Origin of the sequence: Halobiforma nitratireducens JCM 10879 (assembly GCF_000337895.1) — an archaeon.
GTDB classification, from domain to species: Archaea; Halobacteriota; Halobacteria; order Halobacteriales; family Natrialbaceae; genus Natronobacterium; species Natronobacterium nitratireducens.
Window position 1 is genome coordinate 1 of sequence record NZ_AOMA01000012.1, and the last position, 13,190, is coordinate 13,190.

General features: G+C 63.6%; 12 protein-coding genes and 1 tRNA gene. 6 read left to right on the plus strand and 7 right to left on the minus strand.

What is annotated here, in order from left to right:
• Positions 1-461 precede the first annotated feature (461 nt).
• The gene (locus tag C446_RS01685; protein WP_049919968.1) at positions 462-1,334 is read left to right on the plus strand and encodes a UbiA family prenyltransferase; all 873 of its coding nucleotides are present in this window, start codon (positions 462-464) and stop codon (positions 1,332-1,334) included.
• Positions 1,335-1,418: 84 nt separating this feature from the next.
• Here the strand turns inward: C446_RS01685 and C446_RS01690 are convergent, their stop codons facing one another.
• A complete protein-coding gene (locus C446_RS01690) occupies positions 1,419-1,646 on the minus strand; it encodes a DUF5795 family protein (RefSeq protein ID WP_006671318.1) in 228 nt (75 codons plus the stop codon).
• A gap of 177 nt (positions 1,647-1,823) precedes the next feature.
• Between C446_RS01690 and C446_RS01695 the strand changes: the two genes are divergently transcribed.
• On the plus strand, positions 1,824-2,168 hold the full coding sequence (locus C446_RS01695; protein WP_006671319.1) for a hypothetical protein: 345 nt from the start codon (positions 1,824-1,826) through the stop codon (positions 2,166-2,168).
• A gap of 239 nt (positions 2,169-2,407) precedes the next feature.
• Here C446_RS01695 and C446_RS01700 read toward each other — a convergent pair whose 3' ends face one another.
• Positions 2,408-2,656 (minus strand): HalOD1 output domain-containing protein, encoded by a 249-nt coding sequence (locus C446_RS01700; protein WP_006671320.1) that lies wholly within the window; start codon positions 2,654-2,656, stop codon positions 2,408-2,410.
• A gap of 220 nt (positions 2,657-2,876) precedes the next feature.
• On the opposite strand from C446_RS01700, the gene C446_RS01705 reads away from it, so the two are divergent.
• From C446_RS01705 to C446_RS01715, 3 genes are all read left to right on the plus strand, one after another.
• Positions 2,877-3,086, plus strand: coding sequence for a hypothetical protein (locus C446_RS01705; protein WP_006671321.1), 210 nt, complete (start codon positions 2,877-2,879; stop codon positions 3,084-3,086).
• Positions 3,087-3,272: 186 nt separating this feature from the next.
• A complete protein-coding gene (locus tag C446_RS01710; protein ID WP_006671322.1) occupies positions 3,273-3,662 on the plus strand; it encodes an SPW repeat domain-containing protein in 390 nt (129 codons plus the stop codon).
• A gap of 361 nt (positions 3,663-4,023) precedes the next feature.
• On the plus strand, positions 4,024-4,458 hold the full coding sequence (locus tag C446_RS01715; RefSeq protein WP_006671323.1) for a universal stress protein: 435 nt from the start codon (positions 4,024-4,026) through the stop codon (positions 4,456-4,458).
• Between the two features lie 220 nt (positions 4,459-4,678).
• Here C446_RS01715 and C446_RS01720 read toward each other — a convergent pair.
• Positions 4,679-4,753, minus strand: a tRNA-Glu gene (locus C446_RS01720).
• A 250-nt stretch (positions 4,754-5,003) separates the two neighbouring features.
• Here C446_RS01720 and C446_RS01725 point away from each other — a divergent pair.
• Entirely contained in the window at positions 5,004-5,780 is a 777-nt protein-coding gene (locus C446_RS01725; protein ID WP_006671324.1) for a fumarylacetoacetate hydrolase family protein, read from the plus strand.
• 138 nt (positions 5,781-5,918) lie between these two features.
• Here the strand turns inward: C446_RS01725 and C446_RS01730 are convergent, their stop codons facing one another.
• From C446_RS01730 to C446_RS01745, 4 genes are all read right to left on the minus strand, one after another.
• The gene (locus tag C446_RS01730; RefSeq protein ID WP_006671325.1) at positions 5,919-6,845 is read right to left on the minus strand and encodes a TorD/DmsD family molecular chaperone; all 927 of its coding nucleotides are present in this window, start codon (positions 6,843-6,845) and stop codon (positions 5,919-5,921) included.
• A gap of 2 nt (positions 6,846-6,847) precedes the next feature.
• On the minus strand, positions 6,848-8,026 hold the full coding sequence (locus C446_RS01735; protein WP_006671326.1) for a 4Fe-4S dicluster domain-containing protein: 1,179 nt from the start codon (positions 8,024-8,026) through the stop codon (positions 6,848-6,850).
• Positions 8,027-8,028: 2 nt separating this feature from the next.
• The gene (locus tag C446_RS01740) at positions 8,029-11,559 is read right to left on the minus strand and encodes a molybdopterin-dependent oxidoreductase (protein WP_006671327.1); all 3,531 of its coding nucleotides are present in this window, start codon (positions 11,557-11,559) and stop codon (positions 8,029-8,031) included.
• Between the two features lie 367 nt (positions 11,560-11,926).
• Entirely contained in the window at positions 11,927-13,180 is a 1,254-nt protein-coding gene (locus C446_RS01745) for a P-loop NTPase (protein WP_006671328.1), read from the minus strand.
• Positions 13,181-13,190: the final 10 nt, after the last annotated feature.

Below are 13,190 nucleotides of genomic sequence, written 5' to 3' on the forward strand. Positions count from 1 at the left end.
CAAAACAGGACTCTCAGGCCATATAGCGGCATTAAGACGAATATCATAAATTCAATACTGTCGCCTTCTTGCGTTCAACAGAGCAACTCGGCCCCTACTGTCGGGCGTCTACCGAGTCGACGATCGAGGACGGGTGTAGCTGAACCGGACCACGAGCACGAAGACGCCGAGAGACGATCGCACTCCTCCCGCACGATTCTCGCAAACACCGCCGTCGACACTCGAGTCTCGAGACGTGAGACCGACAACACGGGTTCGTCGCTCCGACCGAAGCGCTTGACTCGCGGGAGTCCCTAGTCCGAACACGGCCTCTCGATCGAACGTGTTGACGCTGTAGACGGCCGTGACTCGGAACACGACGAAGTGAGGTCGGACGACCGTCTCGAGGAAATCGACCGGCGGACAAGCCGACTCGAGTGATCGGCAGCGAGACGCGACACACGAACCAATCGACCACACCGGTGACGAACCCGACTGCCACGTGCCCCGCGCGACGGTTGCTTGCCTCCCTCGAGCGCGGTCTCCGCGGATTGGTCCACAGCAACCTCTTCATCTCGTTGTCGACCACGAGCGTGGCGGTAACGACCGTTCTCCTGGCCGGCCTGCCCCTCGAGGCGCTCCCACTGTTTATCGTCTTCGCCGCGACGCTGTTCGTCTACACCGTCAATCGCTTCACCGATCTCGAGGAAGACCAGCGAAACGTCCCCAAGCGGGCGGCGTTTACGAGACGATACGGCCGCGTCTGGCTCGCGCTCGGCGTCGGTCTGTACCTCGCCGCGATCGCCGTTGCAGTGGCCCTGGGACTGCCTGGAGCCGGCTACCTGCTGCTTCCCCTTGCCGTTGCTCTCCTCTACTCCGTCGGCGGGGTCAAACAGGTCTTCCTCGTGAAGAACCTCTTCGTCGGCGTCGCCTGGGGGGTGATCCCGCTGGGGGTGGGCTACTACTACGGTCAGCTCTGGACGCTCGAGATACTCGCCATCGCGGGGTACGTGACCGCGATGATCACCGTCGCTGCCGTGATCTTCGACGTCAAGGATATCGAAGGCGACCGGGAGGAAGGGATCGCGACGGTACCAAACCGGCTCGGACCGGCCGCGACTAGACGCTACTCGCAGGCCGCCAACGCTGCGATCGCGGCGGCCGTCGGCGTCCTCGTGGTCGCCACGTCGCTGTCACCCGCGTTTCTGGCGTTGCTCGCGATGAACGGTTACGTCGCCGGCTACATTCCGTTCGCCCGGCCGGATCGCGGGCCGCTGTACTACGGGTTCGTCGTCGACGGCGAGCACGTGTTCCTGGTCGTGGTGATCGCCGCGCTCGAGTGGCTGGTCTGGTGACCGTTTCACGGGTTACCGTCCGTCAGTTCCGGTACGACCGCTTCTGGTCGCAGGTGCACCGGTACATCGGTACAGCAATCCGTCTCAGTCCCGGTCGGTCTCGCTCCAGTCGCAGTCCTGGCACTTCCAGCCGGTGACGAACTCGGTGACCGACGGCATGTAGCCGACCGTCAGGACGTCGCCGTCACAGTCGGGACAGTCCCGGTCGGCTTCCGCGATCGATTCGGCCTCCATGACCGACTCGCCTTCGACGAGTTCCGCGAGTTTCTTGGCTGTAACCATACGCCCCTGAACGACGCGATTTTCGCTCACGTTCGCGCTCGGTGCGCGATCACCCTAAGCGTTTCCGGGTCGGCTGGGCTCGAGCCGGACGGCTCTCTGGACACGGGGACGAGCCGCGACGACGGGGCGGCTCGATCACCCGGGAGACGACGGCGGCCTGTAGCTGCGCGCACAATCGTCTCCCGTCCAGTCAGCCAATGGACGGTCATGGACACGCGATGGGCGACCGTCGACGGCGTCCGGCTCCGGATTCCAGACGACGCCACCGCAAAGCAGTTGCGCGACGCGCTCTACAAACCCGAGGACGCAGTGTTGATCGGCGTCACCGGCGATCTGGTGACCGTCGTCCACGAGGAAGAACGATCCCTCTCGGAACTGATCGCCGGCTGTGCCGACACCTATTACTTCCGGCGTGATGGCGACCTCGAGCGGCCCGGCGTTCCGGAACTCTCGGGAAGTTCTGAGCTGTCAGAGGTTGCGGCGACCGGACCGGCAAACACGGATGCCGGCGAGGCCGAAACGACCTTCGAGCGACCCGACGTCAACCCCTGAGGGGTCCGTGGCCAGCCATCCGTCGTCGACCGTCCGGTTTCGAACGCTGCCGAGAGGGCGGTCCTCGAGACTGAGAGGGATCGCTGCTACGATCGTCCCAGCGAAACTGCCGACAGGTCGTGGTCGTCGGGAAGCTGGCTTCTATCGTATCAACTGCAACGATTTGCACACTGATCGCCGATCCGTCTGGCGATCAGGCGCGCACTGACGTGCAGTGACGACTGTAGGGGCCGTACACGTTACTCGACGGTGACCACTACTTCCTCGCCGAACTCGACGGACACCTCGTACCCCGCGTACGGAAACTCGATCCGTCCGGATCGTGCGGTACCCCCTTCGGTCTCGGCAAACGCCGCCGTCAGTGCATCCGGGTCGACCGCCTCGTACAGCGGCGGTAACTCGGCTGGGTCCACGTCTTCGAGTGCCGCAACCGCCGTTACGATCCGTTCACATACCCCCTCGGTATCGTTCTCCAGCGTCCCTCGCATTGCTACCGATGGCGACGGACTATCGTTAATATATTTCGAATTCTGGATAACTCTAACCAATATCTATCAGTGGTAGCCGATCGATTGCACAGTAGACACCGGCACCACCAGAAACGGTTGTCCACTTTACTCTGGTTTAGTGTCCACATTGTGTACGTTCATTACTGTTCGTGGGAGAAATATTGAAGTCACTCCACCCCATTGTGTGCAATGAAGTACCATGGGTGTAGATATCTCACTCGAGCGAGTCGACGAGGTCCCCGCCGAATCGCGCGTCTGTCACTACGACGAGTTGGGAGAGTCGGCGAAAGAACGGTTCCCGGCATTGACCGACAGTCACGGTGCCGACGTCGACGGGTCCGTCGTCGACGGGTTCCGCGGCTGTGACCACGTAAAGTTCACCGATTACTACGAAGTCACGGTGCAGTGACGACCGCCTTCTACTCGAGCGACGCTTCCGATTCGCCGTAACCGCTCGGTAGCCACCGCTCGCCGCGACTCGTGTCCTGCAGCACGCTTCGAGAGAGCGGCTGGTCTGTAGATGCTACGGTGTCGGGACTCTCACCGGCTCTTACAGGCTCATAGCTTTAGTTATCTCGAGGTCGAACGGCGTTCTATGACGACGAGTGAAACCCAGGCCGAAGCCGAAACCGACCCGGTCCGAGCGGGGTCACCGACGCCACAGCGAGCGATCGGACTCGCGGCCGGGATCGGTGCGTGGGTCCTCTTTTCGGGGATCTTCTTCACTGGGGCCGGATGGATCGTGCCGCACAACGTGATCGTTGGAGCCGCGATCGCGGCCGTCGGTTCTTACGCGGCCGCGTTCCCCGGGGGTGGGCCGGTCCCGGGGGTCGTCGCGACGGCCGTGACCGCGCTGTTGGGACTGTGGCTGCTCGCGTCCGCGTTCGTCTTCGATCCGGCCGGCATTCTGTTCTGGAATAACGTGATCGTCGGCGCAGTCGTCGTGGTGCTGGGGGTCGGAACTGTCGTCACGGGCCGGAAATGATCGACAGTGATAGAACCGCATGTTCGATTTCTCGTGCTGTCTACCACCTGATCGAGAGCTGGCACGATAGAGAGCGATGCGTACGGAGACTGAGGGTGAGTCGTTGGATAGAGATTGAGATCGAGATCGAGAGGACAGTCAGATCGGTATGATCAAGCCGTCTCTCGAACCCGACACGAGATCAACGAGAAGCTGACCGACGACGTCGAGTAACCCCAAGAAAACCAGCCCGAACTGCTCGAGGACTGCAAGCAGCGACTGCAAAGAGTACGACGGGCGATCCAGCCGCCAGCGACCTCACTGCCGTTCTCGAGTGTCGTCGCCACCCGGGAATTAATCACCCGGGCGTCGTAGGAGCGATATGACCACGCACGTCCTCGTCCCGTACGACGGGTCCAGCGCCGCCCGAGCGGCGCTCGAGTACGCCTGTGATCGATTTTCGGACGACGAGTTGACGTTGCTGTACGTCATGGAACCGATGGCCGACTACAGCCGCCACCGTTCGTTCCCGGGATACCGTACGGAAGACCAGCACTCGAACGAGCGCGACAAGGGAGAACACGTCCTCGAGTCGGCGCTCGAGACGGTCCCCGACGACGTGTCGGCGACGACGGCGTTGGCGGCGGGGGAACCAGGGGACGCGATCGTCCGGTACGCCGACGAGAACGCCCCCTCTCACGTAGTGATCGGAAGTCACGGTCGCGATTCGGTCGCCCGGTATCTGCTGGGGAGCGTCGCCGAGACGGTCGTCCGGCGGTCGGTCGTGCCAGTGACCGTCGTTCGTCCGACGGAGTGACTGGGACGGATTGCGCCGATGTGTCGGGACAAGGGCGACTGACGCGGTTGCATCGGACTGACGGACAGTAGTGAGCCCAGTCACCGCTCTCGAGTGTGAGTGAGAGAGAAATGCTCCGTCTGGGATTTGAACCCGATGCAAATCCTCGCTTCGCTCGGATTTCCGTGCTTCAAATCCCGGAGCGTACGCTTTTTCTTCGTCACGACGTTCCTCAGAAAAATGCTCCGTCTGGGATTTGAACCCAGGTCATCGGCTCGAAAGGCCGAAATGATTGGCCGGACTACACCAACGGAGCGTTCACGTCTTCACGCGCCGTGCATCGGCGGCGGCACCGCCTCACCAACGGAGCGTACCTCGAACGCACTCGTTCATTGCTGGGGGCTAGTAAAAAGAGTTCCGTTCCGGAGGCGTCGTGATACAGGCTGACGTATCGCTCAGATTCGATCGGGCCGGAGCGACCCACGGCCGGCCACACGGCAGGAAACGACCAGAACCGCCGTCTTCTCAACGCTTTTGAACCGCCGAAACGACCGAACGGGCGTACGATGAAATACGTTCGCTTCCGCGATCCCGGCGGTGCCGTCCGGCGTGGCGAGTACGAGAGCGGTCACGTCCACTTCGCAAACGAGAGCTACAGCATCGACCTCGAGAGCGAAGCCGGCGAGGGTGCCGACGCCGGCTCTGTCTCCGCCATCGAGGTGTTGCCGCCCTGCGAACCGTCGAAGATCGTCTGTATCGGGCGCAACTACGCGGAGCACGCAGACGAGATGGGTAACGACGTTCCCGACCGCCCGCTGCTGTTCCTGAAACCCCCGAACGCCATCGCGGGCCAGGGAGATACGGTCACCGTGCCGGCCGGCAAGGACCGCATCGATCACGAGGCCGAACTCGCCGTCGTCGTCGGCGAGCAGTGTCGCCACGTCTCCGAAGCCGACGCGATGGACGTCGTCGAGGGGTTCACCTGTATGAACGACGTCTCGAACCGCGACGACCAGCGCCAGGAGCAAAACTGGGTCCGTGGAAAAGCCTTCGACGGTGCCGCGCCGCTCGGTCCAGTCCTCGCGACGCCCGACGAGGTCCCCGACGACGCCGCCGTCCGAACCCGTGTCAACGGCGAGCTTCGCCAGAACGGCTCCCGGGACCAACTCATCTTCTCGATCCCGGAGTTACTCGCGGAGATCACCACGTACCTCACCCTCGAGCCCGGCGATGTCGTCGCGACCGGGACGCCGGACGGCGTCGGTCCGCTCGAGGACGGCGACGAGGTCGCGATCGAAGTCGAGGGCGTCGGCACGCTCGAGCATACGGTTCGGGTTCCCTGAACGACGCCTCTCTACCCCACTGCGTGTCGACGACGAAACGGCCGGCTCGGAGTCCACGTCGGTGTACTGACGGCAGTGACTCGTTTTAACACGCGGTTGGACGCGGGTCTGCACGAAAAAGGCGAGGGGGCCCAGAGGCTATGACCGGCCGTCCCAGTCCGAGCTCTCGAGGGGCCGACTGCCGTCCTCACCGGGCACGGCCGTGTCGACGCCGCAGCCGCCACACCCGCGACCGGAATCGCCGAACACGTCCTCGTTCCACTCGGTGACTTCAGGTGCGTCCGGCACCCACTCGGGGTCGAGATCGAGGGTCTCGAGTTCCGTTTCGACGAGCGCGGCCAGCAGATCGGCCGCCGAGGCGTAGAAGCCGTCGTCGTGTTGGCTCACCTCGTCCGCGAACCGCCAGTACCAGCGACCGAGGTGGTCCTCGAGCAACGCGGCTCGGGCGTCGACGACGATCCGGACGCCGTCCCGGTCGCCACGCTCACGGAGCGACGCTTCGCGAAGCGAGAGGTGCCCGAGAAACTCCAGCAGGAAACAGATGTGATCGCCACGGTCGTTGTGGTCGTCGGCGATCTCGAGGTCGAAGGCCTCGTAGAACCCGTTGATGTCGGCGAGTCGCCGCACGTTCGTCATCAACGGTCCCGGCAGATAGGTGAGCTCGTAGGGGGAGACCGTGACGCCTTCTTCGACCCCGAACAGCGACGCCCACCGGTGCCGGAGATCGGTGAGCGATTCCGCCGCTGCGTTCGCGTCCGCATCACTTTCCGGGAGCGTGTCGACGACGGCCCGTGCGGCCTCAGCTACGTCGTCGTCGATGGCCGTCGCGGACGCGAGGAGGTGTTCGCCGACGGCCCCGTCAGCGAGGGCCGTCTCGAGATCGTCGTCGGGTCGGTCGAAGGCCAGTCCGAGCAGGGTGTACAGCCGGTTCCGGTGAACGGCGGTCGCTGCCGTCCCCGGCGCGTCGATCACGACGGAATCGGCCGCCTGGTCGCCGTCGGACGACTCGTCCGGTGGCCGCTCGGTGCCACTGGGCGGGCCGCCGAGGATCGTGTTGTCGCTCATGGTCAGGTGATATCCAGTCGGTAGACGTCCTCGTCTTCGTCGTAGCGATCCCGTTCGGCCGTCGGTTCCGTGATGGGGACGCGGCCGACCTCGTCTCCTTCGTAGTAGCCGACCGCCTCGTCCCCGTCGATCTCGAACTCGGTAAGCGACCACTCGGTGCTCCCGATCAGATGGAGCAGTCCCTGTATTTCCGGCTCCTCCCCGTTTCGCATCGCCTCGTAGGTCTCGACCGCGTCCTCGACGCCAGGCCCGAACAGCTGGGTGAGGTAATCTGTCGGCGCGTTGATCGGCGGAATGTAGTAGACGTTGGGCTCGAGACCGAACTGTGGGTACAGCGGCAACGCCAGCTCTTTCTCGTGGACGAGGAAGTCGATCGGGTTCGACGAGTCGGCCTCGTCGGGTTCGTTGATGTAGCCGTGGAGGCGGATCTTGCCCAGACAGTTCTCGAAGCACTGTGGTGCTCTCCCGTCCTCGGTCTTCGGATAACAGCCGATACACTTCTGTGAGATGTTCTCGGACGGATTGAACTGGGCCTTCTTGTACGGACAGCTCTCGTTGCAGACCAGCCGTGCTTCGCAGGCGTCCTCGTCGATGAGGACGACGCCGTCTTCCTCCCGTTTGTAGATCGCCTGCACCGGACAGCCGCCGGCACAGCCGGCGTACGTACAGTGGTTACAGATCCGGGGCAGGTAGTGGAACCAGACCGGGTGGGTGTCGTCGTCGAAGTGGGTAGTCGTCGAAATCTCCTCCCCGTGGGTCTCGTCTTCGCCGAGATTGGGATACCGCCAGTCGTCGGTACTCGGCATGAATCCGGCGGTGTCCTCGTCGACGCCCCCTTCCGTCGGGTGGTTGTCGGGATCGTCCCAGTCCACGTCTTCCGTCTCGAACATCGTATCGCCTTCGTAGGTCTCACCGTCCCACTCCATCGTCCCCATCTCCTCGAGCATCCGCTGGTCCCAGCCGACCGGGTGCGAGCCGTAGGGTTTGGTCTCGACGTTGTTCCAGAACATGTGCTCCTGGCCTTCCTCGTGAGTCCAGGTGGTCTTACAGGCCAGGGTACACGTCTGACACTCGATACACTTGTTGAGGTCGAACACGGCCGCCCACTGCCGTTCCGGACGGGCTTCCTCGTAGGGGAAGTCCATCTCGCGGCCGATCTGCCAGTTTTCAACCGTTGGCATGGTCAATCATCCCCCGTCGAGAGGTAGTCGCCGCTCAGGTATCGTTCCATACTGTCGTCCTCGTAGCCGGGCCGCAGCCCCAGTTCCGCGGGTCGCCAGAGACCGTCGCCGTCCTCGCCCGCATCGCCTTCCTTCTCGAACTTCACGAACGACTCCCGAGGTGCACCGTTCGCACAGTGGATATCGGGCGCGAACCCTTGCCCGATGGACTGTCCCATCAGGTCCTTGCGATTCATCTCGTCGGTCAACAGGGTCGGGCGAAGCCAGGTCCGAGTCATACTCTGGTGACCTCCTCGGCGATACAGCGACACGTAGTCGGTCTCTTCGTTTTTCGCCAGTCCCTCGCGGTCCGGCGTCGCCTCGACTGTCCCGTGGCTGGCCTGGTTGAGGTTGAACCAGCTCCGGGTGACGCCACGCGGCATCGCCGGCTGGTATCGCACACGCATCAGCGCGCGGGCGTACTCCGTGTAGTCGTCGGGGTCGTCCTCGTGGCCCGGGTACGGACGGTCGGCTGGGTCCGCGTCGACCCAGACGTAGTCGCCGTCCTCGAAGCCCTCTTCCTGGGCGTCTTCGGGATTCATCTCGACGTACCCCTCGCCGAAGTACGGCTTGCGGTCGTCCTCACGGTCCCTGTCGCCGAACGGACCCCACCAGACGGCAATATTCGGCAGGGCGTTCGCGAACGTGTGGGCACCGTGGCGATACTTCGGCGTCATATAGGAGTACTGGAAGTCCGAATCGATGTCCTGCAGTGGGTGTTGGGTGTCGAGCAGTTCGTCGACGGACAACACCTCGTTGCGGACCTGCCGCGCCTCGGCGTCGTCGACTCTGTCGTCGTCCCACCCCAGATCGTCCGGCGTGTCGGGATCGATCAGCGGGTGATCGCTGTCGTCGACGAGGACGTTCGGCCGGTAGCGGGTGCCGTCGACCGGCTCTCTGAAGACCGGAATGTTCTCACCGGTCTCGTGGAACGGCTCTTCCTCGCGGAAGAACTCGAGTCGCCCCGTCCGGGTGTACCAGGGCTCGTCCTCATCGATCTGACGGCCGCCTCGTCGGTTGGGATAGGACCCACCCATCATCGGGACGGGTTGTCCCTCCTCGGCCCGGTCGATCAGTTCCTCGACGTCGTACCCCTTCGTCATGTTCGAGTCGTCGAGGATGCGCTGGAGGTACGGTTTGGCCTGATACTCGTCTTCGTCGATGAATTCCCAGAGCTCCGCGAACCGGGGTTCGTCGAGCCGGTCGGCGAGTTCCTCGGCGACGCCCTTGTAGACCTGTGCGTCGTGGCGCGTATCGTAGATTCGATCGATCCCGCCCTCGGGATAGACCGTCAGGAAGGGGTTCGTCACCGAGGCGGTCATGTCGTAGACGTGCTGTTCGGCCCACGAATCGATCGGGAACACGATGTCGGAGTACTCGCAGGTCTGGGTCCACCACCACTCGTTGGTGAAAAACGCCTCGATGTTCCCGTTGCGGAGCATTCCCTCGATGATCTTGTACGATCCCTTCGCGTTGCCGAGGATGGAGTTCGAACCGGCGACCCAGAAGAACTTCGTCGGCGTGTTCATGTGGGTGTCGCCCATGTGATACTCGCCCTCGATCTCGAGTGGCTGGTCGAGATGCGAGTAGAAGTGCATCGACTCCATCGTGAGTCGCCCGTCGACATCGGGGGTCGCGTCGGGATCGAGTTCGGGATCGAACGGGTCCTCGAGGTGGAACCGTGGAATGCCGTTGAGCATCGCGGCGCGGTAGTTGCCCGCGTAGCTCCCGATGTTGCCGCTGTGGAGTCCGATGTTGCTGGTCAGCGAGGCGACCAGGAACGCCGTTCGGTCCTTCTGGTCGCCGTTGAAATACTGGTTCGGACCCATCCCCGTGATCAGCAGCGTCTGCTCCTGGTTGTCGGCGAAGCCTTCGGCGAGACTCTCGACTGCCGACGGCTCGGTGCCCGTGACCTCGGCGACGGATTCGGCGTCCCAGGTCTCCTCGAGGTGCTCGTAGATCAGGTCGAACAGCGGTCGGACCTCGACGGTCTCGCCGTCGATATCGACCTCCCAGCTCCCTTCCAGTGTGGCAGACACGTCGAACTCGTCGCCGACTTCCTCGCGGTGGACGGCCCGGAACTCCCCGGCGTCCTCGTCGTGGACGACGAAGTCGTCCCACGCTTCGCGTTGCTCGGGCGTGATGTACTGGTCGGCGACATCTCCCCTGGGTGGTGCTGGGTGGTCCGCCTCGGAAGCGACGTTGGTCCGCTCGAGGTCCGCGAGTTCGTAGTCGTCGAAGAGATCGCTGGCCCGGAGGTGCTCGCCGTCGTCCATCCGGATCAGCAGCGGCAGGTCCGTATTCGAGCGGACGAACTCTTCGTCGTACCACTCGTTGTCCATGATCTCTCGAGCGACCCCGAGGAAGAGTGCGGGGTCGGAGCCGGGCCTGACGACGACCAGCTCGTCGCACATGTACGATGTCGAGTTGTAGTCGGTGAAGATGCCGGTGACGTTCGCTCCCTTCATCCGGGCCTCACTCAGCCAGTGGGAGTCCGCCATCTTCGTCGCGATCCAGTTCATCCCACAGAGGACGATGTTGTCGGCGTACTCGACGTTGGCCAGGTCGAAGTCGACGGTCTGCTGTCCCGTGACCAGTGGGTGTCCCGGCGGGAGGTCGGTGTGGAACGAGTAGTTGTCCCCGCCGACGCTACCCAGCGCGTCGTCCTCGTCGACTCCGCGGACGTGGTGGTCGGTCAGTGCCATCGAGTTCGCAAAGCGGTACTGACCGAACAGGGCGATCGGACCCAACAGGGGCATCCCGCCGCGAAACTTCATACAGCGGGTACCCGCACCCTGGGCCTCCTCGACGACACGCTCGTCGTAGCCCTGCTCGAGCAGCATCTCCTGGCCGTCGTCACCGGAGTAGTGTTCGGCGATCTCGAGTATCGCCTCGGCGGCGTACTCGTAAGCTTCGTCCCAGTCGGCCTCGTACCAACTGTCCTCGCCGCGCTGGGCGTACTCCTCGGGCATCGACCCGTCGTCGTCCCGCGGGAAGCCGTCGTCGACCCACTCGCGGAACCCCTCGCGAATCATCGGGGCCTGGACCCGACGGTCGCCGTAGAACCGCTCGATCATCGCCAGTCCCTTCTGACAGACCCGTGGGTCCCATCGATCCGAGGCTTCGTTCCCGTACAGGTCCTCGGCCCCGCCGTAGTTCATCGACGGACCGAGCCGAGTGACCGTCCCGTTCTTGACCGACGCCTCGAGATAGCAGTGATGGGTGTCGTTGGGACGGCACATCAACATGTAGCTGTCGTCGACGTCCCAGACATCCCGGTAGTGCCCCTCCCAATCGCGGTCGGGATACTCCTCGAACGGATTCAGTTCCGCGGCTTCGTCCTCCTCCGTCAAGAGGTCGCCACACCCGGCGAGAGCTGCGGTCGACGCCGCTGCACCAGTCTTCAGGACGAACCGTCGGGAGAGGAGTCCGTCCTCGAGATCGGCGTCACCCTCGGCTGGGCCGTCGACGGTCGTCCGCTCTCGGTCAGTCATCGCTACCACCCGTTCCGTCGAACGGCGGGTCCCGTACTGCGCGTTCTGTTGTCATTGTCAGTTGCGCGTTCTCGTTGTCAGGCGGACGTTTCGGACCGGGTTCACGGACCCCTCTACCACTCGTCTCTCACCTCGAGCGGCCGTCCCTGCCGTCGATCGGAACCGATCTTCCACCGAACTCGAGGGGCTCGACGGTGCCGTGACTGTGGCGGTCCGAACCATACATGTGCTCATCAAAGAACCAGCAAGACCACTGTATCGCCAAAGAACTATGGCGATTTTTATACGGGGTTCGTCGACCGATCGGTACCGACCGGAAAACGGTATCTCGCCGCCATCGAACCGTAAGCGACGCCGGGCCGATCGATCAACTCCGGGCTCGATCGACCTCGGTCTCGGCCTCAGCCTCGATCTCGATCTCGAGTAACGCGCCGGTCGTCCCGATCTGAGACCGTTCCAGCTCGTCGAAGAGCTCACCCGCATCCGACTCGAGTCGCTCCCGGACCGCCGGTGGGTCCTCGACGACGGCCCGTACGCGGGAACCCGGCGTCGCTGTCGCGAGTTCGTCGCTCAACTGTCTGACCTGACTGTTTTTGGGGAGTCCACGAAGGTCGAGGGCATCGTCCGGAACGGTTCCGTGCACCGCTTCGACGAACTCCGCGACGGTCGTCACGAACTCGTCGACGGCGTCGGTCGTCCGTCGCTCGTGGCCGCCCGGATTCCGCTGTAGCTCCCGGTCGAACGGCAGTTCGTGGATCGCCGGCACGTCGAGGTCGATGTCGGCCTCGAACAACCGGTTGGGCTCGCCACAGCACTCACAGACGACGCTGTTCATGTTGACCACTGCTGCAATGGACGTGACGCCCCGTTCTTCGAACAGCTCTCTGGTACGTCTCGTGTCGTCGACGCTGGCATCGAACGGCGTCGTCACGTACACTGCGCCGTCGACTGGCACGTGCTCGAGAACTGCACCGACGACATCGTCGGACCCTGCGGGCATGTCGATTATCAGCACGTCCCGGTCGGTCCAGGCACCCTGACCGAGCAAGTTCTCGACGGCCCCGTAGGCGATCGCTCCCCGACGAGCTGTCGGTGGATCGCCGGCCACGGCCCCGGGACTCAGCACCTCGAGCCCGTCAGTCCCCTCGAGTGGTACCGGCTGGCCGTGTTCGTTCGTCAACACCGGTCCTTCGACGTCCTCGAGCAGGTGCGGCACGTTCGGGCCGTAGATGTCCGCATCGAACAAGCCGACATCGTAGCCGCGCACAGACAGGGTCCGAGCGAGCGCGACCGCGATCGTCGTCTTGCCGACCCCACCCTTTGCGCTCGCGACGGCGACGACGTGGTCGACGGTTGGTAGCTCGACGTCGTTCTCGGCCTGCTGTGTCGGGATCACGCGGACGTGGTCAGTGCCCGGCTGTGCCAGGGCAGCACCGCGGATCTGCTGGACGATTCGCTCGGCGAGGGACTCCCCGAGACCGTCGATAGCGACCTCGACGGTCGTCGTTCCACTCCTCGTGGTGACGTTCGTGACGATTCCTTTCGAAACCGGGTCGCTCCCGTCGGGCAGTTCGACGGAACGAAAGACGTCCGTGGTGTCGTTCGATCTGTGTGAGGTCATTGGTCGTGTT

Excerpts from the sequence above, each read along its gene's own strand:
- C446_RS01695 (WP_006671319.1), top strand. The coding sequence starts at position 1,824 with ATGGACACGCGATGGGCGACCGTCGACGGCGTCCGGCTCCGGATTCCA.
- C446_RS01700 (WP_006671320.1), bottom strand. The coding sequence starts at position 2,656 with ATGCGAGGGACGCTGGAGAACGATACCGAGGGGGTATGTGAACGGATC.
- C446_RS01705 (WP_006671321.1), top strand. The coding sequence starts at position 2,877 with ATGGGTGTAGATATCTCACTCGAGCGAGTCGACGAGGTCCCCGCCGAA.
- C446_RS01710 (WP_006671322.1), top strand. The coding sequence starts at position 3,273 with ATGACGACGAGTGAAACCCAGGCCGAAGCCGAAACCGACCCGGTCCGA.
- C446_RS01715 (WP_006671323.1), top strand. The coding sequence starts at position 4,024 with ATGACCACGCACGTCCTCGTCCCGTACGACGGGTCCAGCGCCGCCCGA.
- C446_RS01725 (WP_006671324.1), top strand. The coding sequence starts at position 5,004 with ATGAAATACGTTCGCTTCCGCGATCCCGGCGGTGCCGTCCGGCGTGGC.
- C446_RS01730 (WP_006671325.1), bottom strand. The coding sequence starts at position 6,845 with ATGAGCGACAACACGATCCTCGGCGGCCCGCCCAGTGGCACCGAGCGG.
- C446_RS01735 (WP_006671326.1), bottom strand. The coding sequence starts at position 8,026 with ATGCCAACGGTTGAAAACTGGCAGATCGGCCGCGAGATGGACTTCCCC.
- C446_RS01740 (WP_006671327.1), bottom strand. The coding sequence starts at position 11,559 with ATGACTGACCGAGAGCGGACGACCGTCGACGGCCCAGCCGAGGGTGAC.
- C446_RS01745 (WP_006671328.1), bottom strand. The coding sequence starts at position 13,180 with ATGACCTCACACAGATCGAACGACACCACGGACGTCTTTCGTTCCGTC.